This window comes from Variovorax sp. Root411 (assembly GCF_001425205.1).
Taxonomy (GTDB): domain Bacteria; phylum Pseudomonadota; class Gammaproteobacteria; order Burkholderiales; family Burkholderiaceae_C; genus Variovorax.
On record NZ_LMDW01000016.1, the window covers coordinates 226,436 to 243,639 of the forward strand.

At 66.3% G+C, this 17,204-nt stretch carries 19 protein-coding genes; 11 read left to right on the top strand and 8 right to left on the bottom strand.

From position 1 onward, the window contains the following. Positions 1–99 precede the first annotated feature (99 nt). Positions 100–1,461, top strand: a complete 1,362-nt coding sequence (locus ASC92_RS17680) for an NAD(P)/FAD-dependent oxidoreductase (protein WP_056518252.1) — start codon at positions 100–102, stop codon at positions 1,459–1,461. 12 nt (positions 1,462–1,473) lie between these two features. Here the strand turns inward: ASC92_RS17680 and yjjJ are convergent, their stop codons facing one another. From yjjJ to panE, 3 genes are all read right to left on the bottom strand, one after another. After that, positions 1,474–2,799, bottom strand: a complete 1,326-nt coding sequence (yjjJ, locus tag ASC92_RS17685) for a type II toxin-antitoxin system HipA family toxin YjjJ (RefSeq protein WP_056518254.1) — start codon at positions 2,797–2,799, stop codon at positions 1,474–1,476. A 95-nt stretch (positions 2,800–2,894) separates the two neighbouring features. Continuing rightward, positions 2,895–3,551, bottom strand: a complete 657-nt coding sequence (locus ASC92_RS17690; protein ID WP_056518256.1) for an aspartate/glutamate racemase family protein — start codon at positions 3,549–3,551, stop codon at positions 2,895–2,897. Positions 3,552–3,555: 4 nt separating this feature from the next. Further along, positions 3,556–4,491, bottom strand: coding sequence for a 2-dehydropantoate 2-reductase (gene panE, locus ASC92_RS17695; RefSeq protein ID WP_056518258.1), 936 nt, complete (start codon positions 4,489–4,491; stop codon positions 3,556–3,558). Between the two features lie 186 nt (positions 4,492–4,677). Between panE and ASC92_RS17700 the strand changes: the two genes are divergently transcribed. Next, positions 4,678–5,232 carry an NADPH-dependent FMN reductase gene (locus ASC92_RS17700; RefSeq protein ID WP_056518260.1) on the top strand — a complete coding sequence of 185 codons (555 nt, stop codon included), beginning with the start codon at positions 4,678–4,680 and terminating at the stop codon, positions 5,230–5,232. Between the two features lie 66 nt (positions 5,233–5,298). Here the strand turns inward: ASC92_RS17700 and ASC92_RS17705 are convergent, their stop codons facing one another. After that, positions 5,299–5,946 carry an FMN-dependent NADH-azoreductase gene (locus tag ASC92_RS17705; RefSeq protein WP_056518261.1) on the bottom strand — a complete coding sequence of 216 codons (648 nt, stop codon included), beginning with the start codon at positions 5,944–5,946 and terminating at the stop codon, positions 5,299–5,301. 135 nt (positions 5,947–6,081) lie between these two features. Between ASC92_RS17705 and ASC92_RS17710 the strand changes: the two genes are divergently transcribed. The 8 genes from ASC92_RS17710 (at position 6,082) to ASC92_RS17745 (ending at position 12,891) form a co-directional block, all read left to right on the top strand. Beyond that, positions 6,082–6,996 carry a LysR family transcriptional regulator gene (locus ASC92_RS17710; RefSeq protein WP_056518263.1) on the top strand — a complete coding sequence of 305 codons (915 nt, stop codon included), beginning with the start codon at positions 6,082–6,084 and terminating at the stop codon, positions 6,994–6,996. 115 nt (positions 6,997–7,111) lie between these two features. Continuing rightward, complete coding sequence (locus ASC92_RS17715; RefSeq protein ID WP_056518266.1) at positions 7,112–7,753, top strand: peroxiredoxin; 642 nt, start codon at positions 7,112–7,114, stop codon at positions 7,751–7,753. A gap of 139 nt (positions 7,754–7,892) precedes the next feature. Next, complete coding sequence (locus tag ASC92_RS17720; protein WP_056518268.1) at positions 7,893–8,468, top strand: RBBP9/YdeN family alpha/beta hydrolase; 576 nt, start codon at positions 7,893–7,895, stop codon at positions 8,466–8,468. Further along, positions 8,465–9,481: a sulfate ABC transporter substrate-binding protein gene (locus ASC92_RS17725; RefSeq protein WP_056518270.1), complete on the top strand. Its 1,017-nt coding sequence runs from the start codon at positions 8,465–8,467 to the stop codon at positions 9,479–9,481. Before ASC92_RS17720 ends, ASC92_RS17725 begins: the two co-directional genes overlap by 4 nt. Further along, positions 9,481–10,368: a sulfate ABC transporter permease subunit CysT gene (cysT, locus tag ASC92_RS17730; protein ID WP_056518272.1), complete on the top strand. Its 888-nt coding sequence runs from the start codon at positions 9,481–9,483 to the stop codon at positions 10,366–10,368. Before ASC92_RS17725 ends, cysT begins: the two co-directional genes overlap by 1 nt. Position 10,369: 1 nt before the next feature. After that, a complete protein-coding gene (cysW, locus tag ASC92_RS17735; protein ID WP_056518274.1) occupies positions 10,370–11,272 on the top strand; it encodes a sulfate ABC transporter permease subunit CysW in 903 nt (300 codons plus the stop codon). 21 nt (positions 11,273–11,293) lie between these two features. Further along, positions 11,294–12,391 (top strand): sulfate/molybdate ABC transporter ATP-binding protein, encoded by a 1,098-nt coding sequence (locus ASC92_RS17740; RefSeq protein ID WP_056518276.1) that lies wholly within the window; start codon positions 11,294–11,296, stop codon positions 12,389–12,391. After that, the gene (locus ASC92_RS17745; RefSeq protein ID WP_056518279.1) at positions 12,388–12,891 is read left to right on the top strand and encodes a disulfide bond formation protein B; all 504 of its coding nucleotides are present in this window, start codon (positions 12,388–12,390) and stop codon (positions 12,889–12,891) included. Before ASC92_RS17740 ends, ASC92_RS17745 begins: the two co-directional genes overlap by 4 nt. Positions 12,892–12,936: 45 nt before the next feature. On the opposite strand, the gene ASC92_RS17750 is transcribed toward ASC92_RS17745, so the two are convergent. The 4 genes from ASC92_RS17750 to ASC92_RS17765 are packed head-to-tail and all read right to left on the bottom strand — an operon-like array spanning position 12,937 to position 16,336. After that, the gene (locus ASC92_RS17750; protein ID WP_056518281.1) at positions 12,937–13,713 is read right to left on the bottom strand and encodes a glycosyltransferase family 2 protein; all 777 of its coding nucleotides are present in this window, start codon (positions 13,711–13,713) and stop codon (positions 12,937–12,939) included. Then, positions 13,680–14,477 carry a lysophospholipid acyltransferase family protein gene (locus ASC92_RS17755; protein WP_056518284.1) on the bottom strand — a complete coding sequence of 266 codons (798 nt, stop codon included), beginning with the start codon at positions 14,475–14,477 and terminating at the stop codon, positions 13,680–13,682. Before ASC92_RS17755 ends, ASC92_RS17750 begins: the two co-directional genes overlap by 34 nt. A 33-nt stretch (positions 14,478–14,510) precedes the next feature. Next, a complete protein-coding gene (locus tag ASC92_RS17760) occupies positions 14,511–15,545 on the bottom strand; it encodes a hypothetical protein (RefSeq protein WP_056518287.1) in 1,035 nt (344 codons plus the stop codon). Between the two features lie 2 nt (positions 15,546–15,547). Continuing rightward, the gene (locus ASC92_RS17765; RefSeq protein WP_056518289.1) at positions 15,548–16,336 is read right to left on the bottom strand and encodes a class I SAM-dependent methyltransferase; all 789 of its coding nucleotides are present in this window, start codon (positions 16,334–16,336) and stop codon (positions 15,548–15,550) included. Between the two features lie 117 nt (positions 16,337–16,453). Between ASC92_RS17765 and ASC92_RS17770 the strand changes: the two genes are divergently transcribed. Beyond that, complete coding sequence (locus ASC92_RS17770) at positions 16,454–17,179, top strand: YebC/PmpR family DNA-binding transcriptional regulator (protein ID WP_056518292.1); 726 nt, start codon at positions 16,454–16,456, stop codon at positions 17,177–17,179. The last annotated feature ends 25 nt before the right edge of the window (positions 17,180–17,204 follow it).

The window sequence follows — 17,204 nt, forward strand, 5'->3', positions numbered from 1 at the left end:
TGTGCCGCTCTTGGGCGCGCGCCGCTTAGCCGACTTTGCTTTCTTCGGGTGGCCGGCGCGCTATGCTTATCCGTCGTTAACAATGTCGCCCGCCCTCGCATGTCCTTGCCCGAAGCTACTTTTTCTTCCGCGCCCGGAACCCCCGACGAATCCTGCGACGTGATGGTCGTCGGCGGCGGTCCCGCCGGTTCGACCGTCGCGGCGCTGCTGGCCCAACAGGGCCGCAAGGTGGTGCTGCTCGAGAAGGCGCACCATCCGCGCTTTCACATCGGCGAATCACTGCTGCCCGCGAACGTCGAACTGTTCGACAAGCTCGGCGTGCGCGATCAGGTCGAGAAGATCGGCATGCCCAAGTTCGGGATCGAATTCGTCTCGCCCGAGCACGAGCATCGCAGCTACGTGGACTTTGCCGAGGGCCTGGACAAGGCGCTCGACTCCGCCTGGCAGGTGCGCCGTTCCGAACTCGACGAACTGCTGTTCCGCAACGCAGCCACGCGCGGCGCGCAGACAATCGAAGGCTGCAAGGTGCGCGACGTGGCCTTCGACGCCGATGGCGCCACGGTGCAAGCCGAGATGGACGACGGCGCGCGCCGCAACTGGCGCGCCCGCTTCGTGGTCGATGCCACCGGCCGCGACACGCTGCTGGCCAACAAATTCCGCTGCAAGCAAAAGAACCCCGACCACAACAGCACCGCGCTGTTCGGCCACTTCACGAACGCCGAGCGGCTCGAGGGCAAGAAGGAAGGCAACATCAGCATCTGCTGGTTTCCGCACGGCTGGTTCTGGTTCATTCCGCTGGCCGACGGTACCACCAGCGTGGGCGCGGTCTGCTGGCCGTACTACCTGAAGACGCGCGACAAGCCGCTGAAGGAGTTCTTCTACGACACCATCGCGACCTGCCCGGTGCTGGTGGAGCGGCTGAAAAATGCCACGCTGGTCGACGATGCGGTGCACGCCACCGGCAACTTCTCGTACGCGAGCACGCACGCCACGGGCGACCGCTACCTGATGCTGGGCGACGCCTTCACCTTCATCGACCCGATGTTCTCCTCGGGCGTGTATCTCGCGATGCACAGCGCCTTCGACGGCGCCGAACTGGTGGCGACCGCGCTCGACCAGCCGGGCGAACTGGCGGTGGCGCGCAAGGGTTTCGAGACCATGATGCGCAAGGGTCCGCGCGAGTACTCGTGGTTCATCTACCGCGTGACCAACCCGACCATCCGCGACATGTTCATGCATCCGGGCAACCCCTTCCGCGTGAAGGAGGGGCTGATGTCGCTGCTGGCCGGAGACATCTATCGCGGCACGCCCATGCGGGGTCCGCTGGGCATGTTCAAGGTTCTGTACTACTTCATCTCGGTCACGCACATGCGGCGGACCTGGGAGGGCTGGAAGCGGCATCGCTTCAACATCCGGGACATGGGGGTGTTGAAGGGGGAGACGATTCTCAAGTCGGATTGACCTTGCGCCGATTCAGCCGGCCGTCGCTTCATCGGTGAACCGGGCGTTCTTTCGGGCGAGGGCGCGGAACGGCGGCGTGATGCGCGCGTCTGCCGCGACGGTTTGCCAGAACACGATGGCCAGTTGTCGCGCTTGCGGCCATTCCTCCAATGTCTCCACGGTCGGCGCCAGGCCGCTGGTTGCCAGGTCGCGCGGCGGCAACTCGCCGTTGATGGGGGCGTAGAGCGTGGGCAGCACGTCGTACGCAGGAGCCAGGCGCCAGTTGCCGTCTTCGATGAGCAGCGAAATGTTGCCGTAATGCCGGTCGGTGTTGCCGATGAGCCGGCCGAAGGCCTCGAGGAAGCGCAGCCGCTGGGCATCGTTTGCGCGTAGCAGCCCGCGCGATGCCATGCGGTTGGCGGTGGCTGCCCAGTTATCGATCTTGCCGATGTGCTGCGCGTCATAGGCCATCAGCGACACCATGCCGATGCGGCCGTCGGCGGTGCGATCGAAGCGCTCGACCTCCAGAAAGACGCGACCTGCTTCGATGAACAGGCGGGTGATGGCCGCTGCAACGCCAGCCTCCTGCAGTGTGCGCAGCGCCAGATGCTCGCACACGAGCAAATCGCGCAAGCGCCTGTCCGCGGGCGAGGCGCCGGATGGCGAGAACTTGACGATCACTTGTCGCCCTTCGCGCACCGTGCAGAACTTCGGCTGCTCGCCACCGGCCGACGAACCCGGCAAGGTGCCTTGCATGGCGCTTTCCGCCATCGCGGGATAGTTGCCGGTGCTCACCTGCGGAACTGGTTGCGCGGTGATCGACTGGAAGCGACGGAACGACTCTGCGCCGACGATCAGGTTGCCGGGCAGATCTTCGCCGCAGAGTGCCAACGCTTGAAGAACATCGTCGTCGGTCCAGTGTTCCGGGTTGGCTGGCAGGCCGAGTTGGGGGTGGCCGTGGGCAAAGGCGCGGCCGATGAATCCCTGTGGCCGCATGTCGGAAAGAAACCAGGGCAGCCCATCGTGCAGGGCGCTGCGGCCTTCCAGTTCGTCCATCCAGCAGCGACCTCCCTGCAGCGGCACGACGCGGCCGAACGGTGTGGCATTGCCGTTTGCATCGACCTTGACGACGGGCACTTCGGTGCCGACCCGCTCCACGTGGCGTGGTCCCACATACATCTGTGAGCGCGCTGCGCCGACCTTGAGGATGTCCGCGCCGCGCAGCAGCGGTGCCAGCGTGCGGGAGACAGTGGGCTGACTGACGCCGAGCCGTGCCTGGAGCTCGGCGCTCGTGACGGTGCCTTGCGATCGGATGAGCGCGAGGGCAGTTTCGGCCAAGGCGGCGGAAGAGGCAGGCATTGAATATCAATGTGAATAGATAATTATTCTATTTCTCAATGGGAGATTCAGAAAATTGAATGATTGTTTGAATAGATAATGGAACCGATCTGTGATCATTCGCGGATCAGTTGAACGGCAAGCTGCACGCCCGGAGCGGGGCTGCTGAGGATGTCGACATCGAGATCTGCAAGCGCGCTTGTCACGGGGGCCATCGAGGCTTGTGCAAGCACGACGACGTCGGCCTTGCTTGCCGCGGCGCGGATCGAACGGGCCAGGGCCTCGACATAGCGCACGCTGTCGCCGGCTTCGAAGTGAGACCAGGCTTGCTCGACGAACAGCGTGTCCGGCTGCACGACAATGCCAGCGTTCTGCGCAGCGGAAAGAATCAGGGCCGTTGTCGGCGCAAGCGTGCTTTCGAGCGCCGCCACGATCAGCACGCGCGGCCCGGTGCGCACTGCGCGGTCGGCCATGGCGCGATCGATGCGCATGGCCTTGAACGAGCCGCCCGGAGCGGTTCGTTCCGCGATGGCGCCAATGGTCGAACAGGTGCAGACGACGACCGCAGCACCGCCGGATGCGGCCTCGCGCATGGCGTCGTGAACGCGTGTCACGAGCCCCGAGTCATCGATGCCCACCACGCGCGCATCGGCCAGCAGGTCCTCCCGCACCGAATGCCGAACGCGCAGGCCGGGCGCGACCTCGCTCACCAGCCGCTCGAAGGTCGGCACATGCACCTGCGCCGTGTGAAGGAACGCCAGCGCGTCGCGCACGGCCTCAGGCGCTCGCCGTGCGGGCGCGCTGTGCCTCGTAGGCCTTGAGGTGGACGTACGCGATGCGCAACACCGTCGGCACCGGCGAGTTGCTTGGGGCCGCGCGGCCCAGCAGGTCGCCGACGATGTGATCGGCCTCGACCGCCGCGCCGCGGACAATGTCCTTGTACATCGACCCCGTCATCGGCGAGCCGGCGGCCGTCATGATGGCCCGGCCGCGCTGCACGGCGGCGGGGCGGGGCGCAAAGCCGTTGTGCGCGGCGATGGCGCAGCACTCGTCGAAGATCGACAGCGCCACGTCCTGCCCGCCAGCGGCCACGATGTCGCCGATGGACGCGCGCATCAGGCTCGTGAGGCCCGCCGCCGAAGCAATGAAGACCCACTTTTCCCACATGTCCTGCGAGATGCTGTCGCTGGCCGTGGCCTCGAATTTCGCGCCCGCGAACTGCGCCGCGATGGCATCGACGCGGGCCGAGCGGCCGCCCGCGCGTTCGCCATAGCTCAGGCCGTGCATGTCGTTGAGGTGCAGCACGTGGCCTTCGTCGTCGAGCGTGGCCGAGATCATGCAGAGGCCGCCCAGCACGCGCTCGCTGCCGAAGCGTTCGGCCAGGCGGTCGATGTGGCTCATGCCGTTGAGCAGCGGAAGGATCACGGTGTCGGGGCCGACCGCCGGCGCGAACGAGTCCATCGTCGAGTCGAGGTCATAGGCCTTGCTGCCGACCACGACCACGTCGTAGGGGCCGTCGATGCCATCGGCCAGCACATGCCTGGGTGCGGGCAACTGCAGGTCGCCGAAGGGGCTCTGCACCACCAGCCCGGTCTTCGCGAGCTGTGCCGCGCGGCGCGGGCGCAGCAGGAAGGTGATGTCGCGCCCCGCCTCCAACAGACGGCCGCCGAAATAACCACCGAGTGCACCGGCACCCACCACCAGAAATCTCATCGCGTGTTGCTCCTGAATCGTTAGAAGACCGAGCGCGATGATGCCCGGGATCGCGCGATGCCGCTCTTGGCAGTTTTCCTCCGGCAGCCGCTGTCGGGTCAAGAACTTTTGCGGAAAAGGCCTTTGGGGCTTCGCATAATGGGTTTCGTCGACCCCCGTTCCCCTTCACTTCAAGGAGTTCCATCCATGGCCCAGACCCGGATCGCCGTCATTGTCGGCAGCCTTCGCAAGGATTCGTACAACCACAAGCTGGCCCTCGCGCTGGCGCACCTCGCGCCCTCGGACTTCACTTTCGAGCACCTGCGCATCGACGACCTGCCGCTGTACAACCAGGATGACGACGGCAACCAGGCGCCGGCGGTGAAGCGCATCAAGACCGAGATCGCGGCGGCGCAGGGCCTGCTGTTCGTCACGCCCGAATACAACCGCTCGGTGCCCGGCGTGCTGAAGAATGCCATCGACCATGCGTCGCGCCCCTATGGCCAGAGCGCCTGGGCGGGCAAGCCGGCGGGCGTGCTCGGCATTTCGGTGGGCGCCATCGGCACCGCGCTCGCGCAGCAGCATCTGCGCAACATCCTGGCCTACCTCGATGTGCCCACGATGGGCACGCCCGAAGTGTTCCTGCAGGCCAAGGACGACCTGTTCGACGACAAGGGCCACATCGGCAACGAAGGCTCGAAGAAGTTCCTGCAGGGCTGGATGGACAAGTACGTGGCCTGGGTCAAGAACCACGCAGCCTGATCTGCTCTGCGCAAAGCAAAAAAAGCCGCCCGTGCCGGGCGGCTTTTTTATGGTGCGGGAGCGAACTCAGGCTGCGATGGCTGCATCGCGCTGGTTCGCGGCTTCGGCCGTCGCCACCAGGATGTCGGCGCGGGCCGCGGCCAAGGCCTTGCCCTTGGCTTCGTCGCCCATCGCCACGCCTTCGGCGCGCACGAAGCGAACGTCGGTGATGCCGAAGAAACCGAAGACCGCCTGGAGGTAGCTCTCCTGGTGTTCCATGGCCTGGCCGCCTTCGCTGGTCGAGTAGATGCCGCCGCGGCTCGAGGCCACGATGATGGTCTTTCCGCCGGCCAGGCCCACGGGGCCCTTGTCGGTGTACTTGAAGGTGCGGCCGATCTGCGCGAGGCGGTCGATCCAGGCCTTCAACTGCGTCGGGATCGAGAAGTTGTAGAAGGGCGTGCCGATGACGATCACGTCCGAGGCCAGGAACTGGCTCACGAGCTTTTCGGACAGCGCGTTTTCACGCTGCTGGGCTTCGGTCGGCTGTGCTTGCACGCCGGTCTTGATGCCCAGCGCATCGGCGCTGAAGTGCGAGGGGGTGTCGACGGCCAGGTCGAGGTATTCGACGGCGGTGTCGGGGTGGGCGGCGCGCCAGGCGGTCACGACTTCGGCCGAGAGCAGGCGCGAGGTGGAGTTGGTGCCGAGGATGCTGGAGTCGATGTGGAGCAGCTTCATGTCAATCAATCACTTTCTGTGTTGGCTGTCGGCGCTCAGGTGGCCGGCGGATGGGAGAATTCTATTTTTGAATCGAGTGATCGATAAGTAGCCAAAAATTGCCTAGATCGTCCTGTTTGCAGGACAATCGATGCCATGCAAGACCTCAACGACATGGTTTTCTTCGCCGAAGTGGCCGAGCGCGGCGGCTTCGCGGCGGCCAGCCGGGCGCTCGGCATTCCCAAATCGCGCCTGTCTCGCCGCGTGGCGGAACTCGAGGAGCGGCTGGGCGTGCAGCTGATGCAGCGCAGCACCCGGCGGTTGTCGCTCACGCCTGCGGGCGAGACCTTCCTGCGGCATTCGGCCGCCGTGCGGGATGCGGCGCAAGCCGCGACGGACGCGGTGGCACAGGTGCACACCGAGCCCTGCGGCATGGTCCGCCTGAGTTGCCCGGTCACCATCGCCCACAGTGGACTGGGGCAGTTGCTGCCGCGTTTCATGGAACGCTACCCGGCCGTGCGGGTCGACATGCGGGTCATGAACCGGCCCGTGGACCTGATCGAGGAGGGCATCGACATCGCCTTGCGCGTGCGTCCCGCCATCGAGGACAGTGCGACGCTCGTCGCCAAGGTCCTCGGCACCAGCCGCGCCGTGCTGGTGGCCAAGCCGGAACTGCTGCAGCGCCTGGGGCCGGTGAACACGCCGGCCGACCTCGAGCGGCTCCAGACCGTCGCCATGTCGGCCAGCGGCGAGGGGCGCAGCGAATGGCGGCTCGAAGGCCCCAACGGCGAGATCCACGTGCATGTCCACACACCGCGCTATGTGGCGGACGACCTTGCCATGCTGCAGCTGGCCGCGCTCGAGGGGGTGGGTGCAGCCTTGCTGCCCGACTACATGTGCCGGGCCGACCTGGAGGCCGGCCGGCTCGCGAAGCTGCTGCCCGGATGGGGACCGGCACCGGTCATCGCGCACATGGTTTTTCCGGCGCGGCGCGCGATGGTGCCTGCGATTCGCCGGTTGATCGATTTCCTGGCCGAACATCTGCATGGCGACGAATCCGGCATGTATTAGGCTGCTGAAGCCGCTTCTTATGCGGAAAACGCCATATCCAAACAAGCAGATATTCGTTTGGCATTGAAGCAATGGTTCGCACAATCCGAAGCTCCCATCCATCCCAGGAGCGACCATGGCGACTCTGCGACTCGGCGATACAGCCCCCAATTTCACCCAGGATTCCAGCGAAGGCCCCATCGACTTCTACCAATGGGCCGGCGATTCGTGGGTCGTGTTCTTCTCGCACCCGGCCGACTTCACGCCCGTGTGCACCACCGAACTCGGCAAGACCGCGGCGCTGTCGGGCGAGTTCGCCAAGCGCGGCGTGAAGCCCATCGCGCTGAGCGTCGACCCGGCCGACAAGCACAAGGAATGGATCGGCGACATCAACGAGACGCAGAACACCACGGTCAACTTCCCGATCATCGCGGACGCAGACCGCAAGGTGGCCGACCTGTACGACCTGATCCACCCGAACGCCTCGGCCACGGCCACGGTGCGCAGCGTCTACATCATCGACCCGAAGAAGGTCATCCGCACGACCATCACCTATCCGGCCTCGACCGGCCGCAACTTCGACGAGATCCTGCGCGTGATCGACTCGCTGCAACTCACCGACAGCCACAAGGTGGCCACGCCCGTGAACTGGAAGGACGGCGACGACGTGGTCATCATCCCGAGCATCCAGGACCCGGCCGAACTGGCCCAGCGCTTCCCCAAGGGCTTCAAGGCCGTGAAGCCTTACCTGCGCATCACGCCGCAGCCGAACAAGTAAGAGCGGAACAGCAGGCGGTGAAAGCATCGACGCTCCTTCGTGGAACACCGCGGAACCGGCTTTGCCGGGCCGCTGGTGTTGCCCCCGGCGAGGGGGGAGGCGAAGCGACACGAAGTGCGCGAAGCCTGGGGGAGTGCTCATGAACACTCGCGTCATCATCGTGCCCGGCTGGCGCGACTCCGGGCCCGGCCACTGGCAGAGCCTGTGGGAGGAGCGCGTTCCGGGCGCGGCACGGGTGGTGCAGGACGATTGGGCCTCGCCCAAGCGCGATGCGTGGGTGGCTACGCTGGCGAAGCTGGTGCTCGACAGCCCCGGCCCGGTGGTGATCGCAGCGCACAGCCTGGGCTGCATCGCGACGGCGCACCTGCCGGCCGAGGCCGCTGCCCGCATCCAGGGCGCGCTGCTGGTGGCGCCTGCGGACCCCGAACGCCGCGCCGTGCTGTCCGACTTCGCGCCCGTGCCGTACGCCGCGCTGCCGTACCGCAGCATCGTGGTGGCCAGCAGCAACGACCCCTTTTGCCCCGTTCGCCTGGCGGGTGCATATTCGCGCGCCTGGGGCAGCGAGTTCGTGCGCATGCAGAATGCGGGCCACATCAACGTCGACTCGGGGCATGGGGACTGGCCGCTGGGCCTTGCCTTGCTCCAGTCCTTGACCGACGAGCCCGCCGCCTGGCCGGCGGGCCGTGAATTTTCAGAAACCTTGGCAACCACATGACTTCCAGAATCAAGACCTTCGCCGCCGTGCTCGCGCTGGCGTCCTCCGCACTCGCTGGCAGCAGCGCCTTTGCGCAAGGCACATCGCTGCTGAACGCCTCGTACGACGTGGCCCGCGAGTTCTACAAGGACTACAACGCGGCCTTCGTGGCGCACTACAAGAAGGCCACCGGCAAGGACGTGAAGATCGACCAGTCGCACGGCGGCTCCAGCGCGCAGGCCCGTGCGGTGGCCGACGGCCTCGATGCCGACGTGGTGACGATGAACACCACCACCGACATCGACTTCCTCGCCAACACCGGCGTGGTCGCGAAGGACTGGTCCAAGAAATTCCCCGACAACGCATCGCCGACCACCTCGACCATGCTGTTCCTCGTACGCAACGGCAACCCCAAGGGCATCAAGGACTGGGACGACCTGGTCAAGCCCGGCGTACAGGTCGTGATCGTCAACCCCAAGACCGGCGGCAACGGCCGCTACGCCTACCTGGCCGCCTGGGGCTACATCAAGAAGAAGGGCGGCACTGACGCGCAGGCGGCGGAGTTCGTCGGCAAGCTGTTCAAGAACGTGCCCGTGCTGGCACGCGGCGGCCGCGATGCGACCACCGCCTTCCTGCAACGCAACATCGGCGATGCGCTGATCACCTTCGAATCGGAAGTGGTTTCGATCGACCGCGAGTTCGGCACCGGCAAGGTCGACTCGGTGTACCCGTCGATCAGCATCGTGGCCGAAAACCCGGTGGCCGTGGTCGAGCGCACCGTCAACAAGAAGGGCACGGGCGAACTGGCCAAGGCCTACCTCGACTGGCTTTACTCCGAGGAAGCGCAGGAAATCGCGGCCAAGCATGCGCTGCGTCCGCGCTCGCAGGCCGTGCTGAAGAAGTACGCCGCCACCTTCAAGCCGCTGCAGCTCTTCACGGTGCAGGAACTGTTCGGCAGCCTGGGTGAAGCGCAGAAGGTGCACTTCAACGACGGTGGCCAGTTCGACAAGCTGTATACGCCCGGCGGCAAGTAATGAGCGGCGCTGTTTCTTCGGCGCTCCCGTCAGCGGGAGCGCCTTTTTCTCGTGCCAACCGGGCAGGGGGCGCCAAGCGCGTGCTGCCCGGTTTCCACATCACGCTCGGCTTCTCGATTCTTTACCTCAGCCTGATCGTGCTGATCCCGCTGTCGGCACTGGTCTTCAAGACCTTCACGCTGACCTGGGAGCAGTTCTGGGTTGCCGTGACCGCGCCGCGCGTGATGGCCTCGTACCGGCTGACCTTCGGCGCCTCGCTGATCGCGGCCATCGTGAACGCGGTGTTCGGCCTGCTGGTGGCCTGGGTGCTGGTGCGCTACAAGTTTCCGGGCAAGCGCATCGTCGATGCGCTGGTCGACCTGCCGTTCGCGCTACCGACGGCCGTGGCCGGCATCTCGCTGACCGCGCTGCTTGCAGGCAATGGCTGGGTCGGGCAACTGCTCGAGCCGCACGGCATCAAGCTGGCGTTCACGCCGGCGGGCATCGTGATTGCGCTGATCTTCATCGGGCTGCCGTTCGTGGTGCGCACGGTGCAGCCGGTACTCGAAGACACCGAGAAGGAGCTGGAAGAAGCCGCCACCTCGCTGGGCGCGACGCGGCTGCAGACCTTCACCAAGGTGATTTTTCCGTCCATCGCGCCCGCATTGCTGACCGGCTTTGCGATGGCTTTTGCACGCGCCATCGGCGAGTACGGCTCGGTGATCTTCATCGCCGGCAACATGCCGATGATTTCGGAGATCACGCCACTCATCATCATCGGGAAGCTGGAGCAGTACGACTACGCGGGCGCAACGGCTGTCGCGCTGGTGATGCTGGTCATTTCGTTCGTGCTGCTGCTGGTTATCAACGGCTTGCAAGCCTGGCAGCGCCGCCGCGCTGGAGCATGAGATGAGCGCCCCTTCCAAAGTCATTCGCCGCGCACAGGCCGGCACCACCGAATCGGCCTGGGTGCGCTGGACGCTGATCGGCCTCGCGCTGGCGTTCATGTTCCTGTTCCTCGTGCTGCCGCTGGCCGCCGTGGCGACCGAGGCGCTGCGCAAGGGCGTCGGCGCTTATCTCGAAGCACTGAAGGAGCCCGATGCCTGGAGCGCCATCCGCCTCACGCTGATCACGGCCGCCATCGCGGTGCCGATGAACCTCGTATTCGGCGTGGCGGCGGCCTGGGCCATCGCCAAGTTCGAGTTCCGCGGCAAGGCCTTCCTCACCACGCTGGTCGATCTGCCGTTCGCGGTGTCGCCGGTGGTGGCGGGCCTGATCTACGTGCTGGTGTTCGGCGCGCAGGGCTGGTTCGGCCCCTGGCTTGCGGAGCACGACATCAAGATCATCTTTGCCGTGCCAGGCATCGTGCTGGCGACCGTGTTCGTGACCTTCCCGTTCATCGCGCGCGAGCTCGTGCCGCTGATGCAGGCGCAGGGCACCGACGAAGAGCAGGCAGCCATCGTGCTCGGCGCGACCGGCTGGCAGACCTTCTGGCGCGTGACGCTGCCCAACATCAAGTGGGGCCTGCTGTACGGCGTGATCCTGTGCAACGCGCGCGCCATGGGCGAGTTCGGCGCGGTGTCGGTGGTGTCGGGCCACATCCGCGGGCAGACCAACACCATGCCGCTTCATGTGGAAGTGCTCTACAACGAATACCAGTCGGTGGCCGCGTTCGCCGTGGCCTCGCTGCTGGCGATCCTCGCGCTGGTCACCCTGGTGATCAAGTCGGTCATCGAATGGCGCCACGAGCGCGAAATGAGAGCCATTGCCGAGCTGCCCCCGGAACGCCCCCCTGAAGCCACTGCGGCCTGAGAGAGTGAGAGAGAAGAAATCATGAGTATCGAAATCCGCAACATCAGCAAGCAGTTCGGCGACTTCCGCGCGCTGCGCGACGTGAGCCTCGACGTCGAGTCGGGCGAACTCGTCGCGCTGCTCGGCCCCTCGGGCTGCGGCAAGACCACGCTGCTGCGCATCATCGCGGGCCTGGAAACGGCCGACACAGGCAGCATCCTGTTTTCGGGCGAGGACACCACCGACGTGCACGTGCGCGAGCGGCAGGTGGGCTTCGTGTTTCAGCACTACGCGCTGTTCCGCCACATGACGGTGTTCGAGAACGTCGCCTTCGGCCTGCGCGTGAAGCCGCGCAAGGAACGCCCGAGCGACGCGCAGATCAAGGCCAAGGTGACCGAGCTGCTCAAGCTGGTGCAGCTCGACTGGCTGGCCGACCGCTATCCGTCGCAACTCTCCGGCGGCCAGCGCCAGCGCATCGCGCTGGCGCGCGCGCTGGCGGTGGAGCCCAAGGTGCTGCTGCTCGACGAGCCCTTCGGCGCGCTCGACGCCAAGGTCCGCAAGGAACTGCGCCGCTGGCTGCGCCGGCTGCACGACGAGCTGCACGTCACTTCGATCTTCGTCACGCACGACCAGGAAGAAGCCCTCGAGGTAGCCGACCGGGTGGTCGTCATCAACAAGGGACAGATCGAACAGGTCGGCTCACCGCAAGACGTGTGGGACAAGCCGGCGAGCCCGTTCGTCTATGGCTTCCTGGGCGACGTGAACCTGTTCCATGGACGGGCCGACAACGGTGAGGTGCAGCTCGACGGCATGCGCCTGAACTCGCCCGAGCACAGCGGCGCGCGCGACGCCAAGGCGCGCGCCTATGTGCGCCCGCATGACATCGACGTGACACGCTACGTGGCCGGCGCCTCCGGCATCGTCGCCACGCTGGCGCGCGCCATCGTGGTCGGGCCCATCGCGCGGCTGGAACTTGAGCCCACAGAAACGAATCCAGATAATCCGGGCTCCGGAACCATCATCGAGGCGCAACTCCCTGCGCAACAGTTCCGGGAACTGGGCTTGAAGGAAGGCGACACCGTCGTCGCCAATCCGCGCAAGGCCAGGGTGTTCGTAGAAGAAGATTGGGTGTCTCCTTGATCGATTGGTACTTCGGCGCGCCGCGCCGCGCGTTCGCGCTGATCTGCCTGGCCTGCGTTCTCATGCTGGCCTTCGGGCTCTACCTGCAGCACGTGGTCGGGCTCGAGCCTTGTCCCATGTGCATCGTGCAGCGCTATGCGCTGGTGCTGGTGGCGCTGTTCACCGGGTTGGCCGCGGTGTTCCGCAACGTCGGCTTGAGGCTCGTGGGCGGAGTGCTGGCGCTGCTCGCAGCGGTCGGCGGCGCTTACACGGCGGCCTCGCAAAGCTGGCTGCAGTGGTATCCGCCCGAAGTCGTGTCCTGCGGGCGCGACCTCTACGGGATGATCGAGACCTTCCCGCTGAAGCGCGCACTGCCGATGATCTTCCGCGGCGGCGGTGACTGTTCCAAGGTCGATTGGACGCTGTTCGGCCTGACGCTGGCGAACTGGTCGTTCATTGCTTTCGTCGTTCTCTCGCTGCTGCTGGTCACGCTGCTGCTGCGTTCGCGCCGCGCGCGCTGAAGCCCTCACCCCAACCCTCCCCCGGAGGGGGGAGGGGACAAGACATCAGTCCTGAAACGGCGGCTTCTTCGCCAGCCTGCGGAACACCAGCGCGGGCAGCCGCAACACGAACTCGACCATCAGCCGTGCATGCATCCACGTCAGCAGCACGTTGTCGCGCCCATAGCGGAAGTGCGAGACCCCGCCTTCCTCGGCCGTCAGGTATTTCACGGGCGCATCGATGTTCACGGGCTTGACGCCGCGCCATGCCAGCCGCACGACGGCTTCGGTGTCAAAGTCGAAGCGCCGCATCCACGGCTGGCGAGCCATCACGGCGATCAGGTCGGCCACCGGGTACACGCGGAATCCGTAGAGCGAATCGCCCACGCCGGCGAACAGCGTTTCCAGCTGCGTCCATCCGTTCGACACGCGCCGCCCGCGCACGCGCAGCAGCGGCGCGCTGGCGTCGAACACCGGGCGCCCGAGCACCATCGTCTCGGGGCGCGTGAGCGAAGCCTTCATGAATTCAGGGATCAGGTCCGCCGGGTGCTGCCCGTCGGAGTCCATCGTCAGCGCATGCGTGAAGCCCGCGTCCTTCGCGGCGCGCAGTCCGTGCAGCACGGCAGAACCCTTGCCCTGGTTCTGCGGCAGCACCCACACGCGCAGGCCAGGATCGCTGGCGGCCATCTGCTGCAGCCGCTCGTCCGTGCCGTCGTCGCTGCCGTCGACCACCACCCACACGGGGTTCCATTGCGCGCGCGCCGCGGCGACTGTCGAGAACAGGCGTTCGCCGGTGTTGTAGCTGGGAATCAGGACAAGGTGGGTGCGCGAGGCGTCTGGCATTCGGGGGGCGCGTCGATGGCGCTCTGTTCCATGTTTTGGCGGAAGTATTGTTCCAGCTCGGCCTGCAGCACGTCGCTGTTCTGCGTGGGCGCAAAGCGCTGGCCGAGCCGCAGGGTGAAGACGATGGGCAGTGGCGGCACGCGCCACAGCGGCCAGCCTTTGCTGAGGTAGGGCGAATCGGTGTCGATGAACACTGTTTGAATGGGCGCCTGCGCGAGCTTGGCGATCAGCGTGGTGCCGGGGCGGAACGGGTTGAGTGGCGGCGTCACCGTGCGCGTGCCTTCTGGAAAGATCACCAACTGGCCGCCGTTGCGCAGGTCGTTCACGGCCAGTCGCACCATCGTGCGGGCCGACCTGTTGCTGATGTAGCGCGCCAGCCGGGCGCCCGCGCCCAGGAAGATGTTGCCCATCAGGTCGGCCTTCATGATGCAGGCGCTGCGCGGCAGGCGCGCCACCAGCAGCAGCGCATCGAGCATGGTCGGGTGGTTGGCCACGAAGATCACGCCAGGCTCCTTGCGCATCGGGTCGAGGCAGGTGGCGTCGATGCGCATCATGCCGGTCACCGATGCCAGCCACCAGAACATGCGGTACGCAAAGGCGATGGTCATGCGGCCCACGGTGCGCGCGGGCGCGGCCGGCATCACCGGGTGGATCAGCATGGCAACGAAGTTCCAGACCAGCGAGATCAGGCCCAGGAACAGCAGCAGCGCGTAGAGCATCAACGCGAGCGGAATCGACGTGAGAAATCGCAGCACGCGAGTCATTGAATCAGTCAATCGGGGCCGGGCAACGACCGGTCAGGCCCGCAGCTGGCCGGCCGCGACCGTGTGGGCCTCGATCTCGACCAGGAGGTCGCTGCGGCAGATGTCGGCTTCGAGGTACACCGCGTGGCGCGCCATTGGGGCGTCGGCGCCGAGCGTGTCCTCGATGATGCCGCGCACCGTCTCGGTGTCCGACGGATGCCGCACGTAGACCACGCAGTCGAGTTCGGCCAGCGAGAACTTCGCCGTGCCGCGCTCGTTGGCGGCCGCGATCACGGCCTGCAGGTTGCGCAGCGTTTCGCGCGTCTGCTCCGGCAGGTTGCCGTGGTGCACGGTCTCGTGGCCGACGATGCTCGCGGTGCCCGAGATGAAGAGGGCGATGTTGCCGTCGCCGATGTCCGCCAGCGCGGCGCGCGAGAAGGTCGGCGAGCGTGGGCCGTAGGTTTCGGGATAGCGGTAGGCCGAGACCTGCCGCGGGTTTTCGACCGGCAGCGGCGCCTGCTGGCCGGCCAGGAAGCGGATCGACAGGGCGCCCTGGTGGATGCCCAGCGCGCAGGCCGCCGGCGCTCCTTCGAAGGCAGCGCGGCCAGCTTCGAGGAAGGCTTCCTGCCGGCCGAGGTTGAACTGGCGGTAGCGTTCCAGCCCGCCGCCGTCAGCGTTGATCTGCGGCAGGTAGTTCCAGATGCGCTGCAGGTGTGGCGTGCCGGCCTGGTCGAGCGTCTTGAACAGGTCGCGGTAGGCACGGTGCGCGAGTTCGGCGAGACCCTGTTTTTCCTTGGCCTCGTCGAGGTCGATGGCGCCGAGCAGCCAGTGCCCGTCGGTGCGCCAGCGCGCGATGCCGGTGGTGCCCGACTTGATGTTCGGGCCGCTCGCGTGCCATACGTCGGCCATGGCGCCGTTGGCAGACAGCACGCGCGCGTTGACCGTCGGCATCCAGGCCACGCCGTGCGGTGTGCCGTAGCCGAGCGCCGCGAAAGGCGCCTTGCCGTCGGTGGCCAGCGCCAGGCTGGCCGGCAGAGACAAGCGCTCGACGCGCAGATGGGAAGAAGAGGTGTCGTCCTGAACTCGCACTGTCAGCTGGCCTCGACGGGGTGTTCGGGTTTGATGGCGGTATAGGAAGAGAAGACGCCGAGGCTCGCATGCCGGCGCACGTCGCAAAAGCCCGCGGCGGCCAGCGCCTGCATCACCCGCTCGGGGGGAATGCAAGCCTCGATCGTGTCCCAGTAGTAGCGCCACAGTTCGGAGGTGTTGCGCTGGCGACCGACCACGCGGGCGATCAGCGGCACCACGGCGCGCATGTAGCCCTTGAGCAGAGCCGTGGCGATGCGGCCCTCTGGCTTGGTGATCTCGAGCACCGCCACGCGCCCGCCGGGACGCAGAACGCGGTGGAATTCGCCGAAGGCCGCGGCCACGTCGCTGATGTGGCGCATGGCGTAGCCCATGCTTACGAAGTCGCAGCTGGCATCGGGCCGGGGCAGGGCTTCGGCCACGCCGCGCACCAACTCGACGCCGGGCAGCTTGACCTGGCCCATCATGCCGGGGCTGGGGTCGACGCCCACGAGGTGGCCCATGGAGCCGATGAGCTTGAGCGCCTCCCGGGCCACAAGACCGGTGCCGATGCCCACGTCGAGCACCTGCATGCCCGCCGAGAGGCCGGCCTGCTGCAGCGCCGCACGGCGGTACGAGGGGCCGGTGCCGAAGGCCAGCACGCTCTCGATGCGGTCGTAGTCCGCGGCCGTGCTGTCGAAGATGCGCAGCAGGAACGCCTGGTGCTCGGCCTCGGTCTTGTAGTACAGCGGCAAGGGGGCGTGCGGCGGCAGGGTGTCGGGAGTCCCGGGCCCGACGGAAGGCGATGGCGTCATCGAACGATTATCACCAAAAGCCCTGGCCCGAATTCCCGGCCCGCGGCGGGCGTTGTGTGCGCCGGACAGTAAACTCGGAGCTTGCTTTGAAAACACAAGACAGCGAGATAGAAAGCCATGGCCGGACATAGCAAGTGGGCGAATATTCAGCACCGGAAGGGCCGCCAGGACGAGAAGCGGGGCAAGCTCTGGACCCGCGCCATTCGCGAAATCACGGTGGCCGCCCGCGCTGGCGGCGCCGACCTGGGCTCCAACCCTCGGCTGCGGCTGGCGGTCGAAAAGGCCAAGGCAGTGAACCTGCCGATCGACACCATCAAGCGCAACATCGACAAGGCGACGGGCAATCTCGAAGGCGTCAATTACGAAGAAATTCGTTACGAAGGGTACGGCATCGGCGGCGCGGCGATCATCGTCGACACCATGACCGACAACCGCGTACGCACCGTGGCCGAAGTGCGCCACGCCTTCTCCAAGCACGGCGGCAACATGGGCACCGAAGGCTCGGTGGCCTTCCAGTTCAAGCACTGCGGCCAGTTCATCTTTGCGCCGGGCACCAATGAAGACAAGGTGATGGAAGTGGCGCTCGAGGCGGGCGCCGAAGACGTCGTTACCGACGACGACGGCGCCATCGAGGTGATCACCGCCGTGGCCGACTTCGAAGCCGTGAAGAACGCGCTCGAAGCCGCGGGCCTGAAGCCCGACGCCGCCGAAGTCACCATGCGCGCCGAGAACACCGTGGACGTGACCGGCGAGGACGCCGCAAGAATGCAGAAGTTGCTCGACGTGCTCGAGGACCTCGACGACGTGCAGGACGTTTATCACAACGCCTCGCTGTCGGAATGAGTGAATGTTTGTTTGTTGAACCACA

Bases quoted from the DNA above. Each gene is read 5' to 3' on its own strand.
- ASC92_RS17715 (WP_056518266.1), top strand. From the start codon at position 7,112: ATGGCGACTCTGCGACTCGGCGATACAGCCCCCAATTTCACCCAGGAT.
- panE (WP_056518258.1), bottom strand. From the start codon at position 4,491: ATGAGATTTCTGGTGGTGGGTGCCGGTGCACTCGGTGGTTATTTCGGC.
- ASC92_RS17700 (WP_056518260.1), top strand. From the start codon at position 4,678: ATGGCCCAGACCCGGATCGCCGTCATTGTCGGCAGCCTTCGCAAGGAT.
- ASC92_RS17725 (WP_056518270.1), top strand. From the start codon at position 8,465: ATGACTTCCAGAATCAAGACCTTCGCCGCCGTGCTCGCGCTGGCGTCC.
- cysW (WP_056518274.1), top strand. From the start codon at position 10,370: ATGAGCGCCCCTTCCAAAGTCATTCGCCGCGCACAGGCCGGCACCACC.
- ASC92_RS17705 (WP_056518261.1), bottom strand. From the start codon at position 5,946: ATGAAGCTGCTCCACATCGACTCCAGCATCCTCGGCACCAACTCCACC.
- ASC92_RS17680 (WP_056518252.1), top strand. From the start codon at position 100: ATGTCCTTGCCCGAAGCTACTTTTTCTTCCGCGCCCGGAACCCCCGAC.
- ASC92_RS17750 (WP_056518281.1), bottom strand. From the start codon at position 13,713: ATGCCAGACGCCTCGCGCACCCACCTTGTCCTGATTCCCAGCTACAAC.
- ASC92_RS17755 (WP_056518284.1), bottom strand. From the start codon at position 14,477: ATGACTCGCGTGCTGCGATTTCTCACGTCGATTCCGCTCGCGTTGATG.
- ASC92_RS17720 (WP_056518268.1), top strand. From the start codon at position 7,893: ATGAACACTCGCGTCATCATCGTGCCCGGCTGGCGCGACTCCGGGCCC.
- ASC92_RS17770 (WP_056518292.1), top strand. From the start codon at position 16,454: ATGGCCGGACATAGCAAGTGGGCGAATATTCAGCACCGGAAGGGCCGC.
- ASC92_RS17740 (WP_056518276.1), top strand. From the start codon at position 11,294: ATGAGTATCGAAATCCGCAACATCAGCAAGCAGTTCGGCGACTTCCGC.
- cysT (WP_056518272.1), top strand. From the start codon at position 9,481: ATGAGCGGCGCTGTTTCTTCGGCGCTCCCGTCAGCGGGAGCGCCTTTT.
- yjjJ (WP_056518254.1), bottom strand. From the start codon at position 2,799: ATGCCTGCCTCTTCCGCCGCCTTGGCCGAAACTGCCCTCGCGCTCATC.
- ASC92_RS17765 (WP_056518289.1), bottom strand. From the start codon at position 16,336: ATGACGCCATCGCCTTCCGTCGGGCCCGGGACTCCCGACACCCTGCCG.
- ASC92_RS17710 (WP_056518263.1), top strand. From the start codon at position 6,082: ATGCAAGACCTCAACGACATGGTTTTCTTCGCCGAAGTGGCCGAGCGC.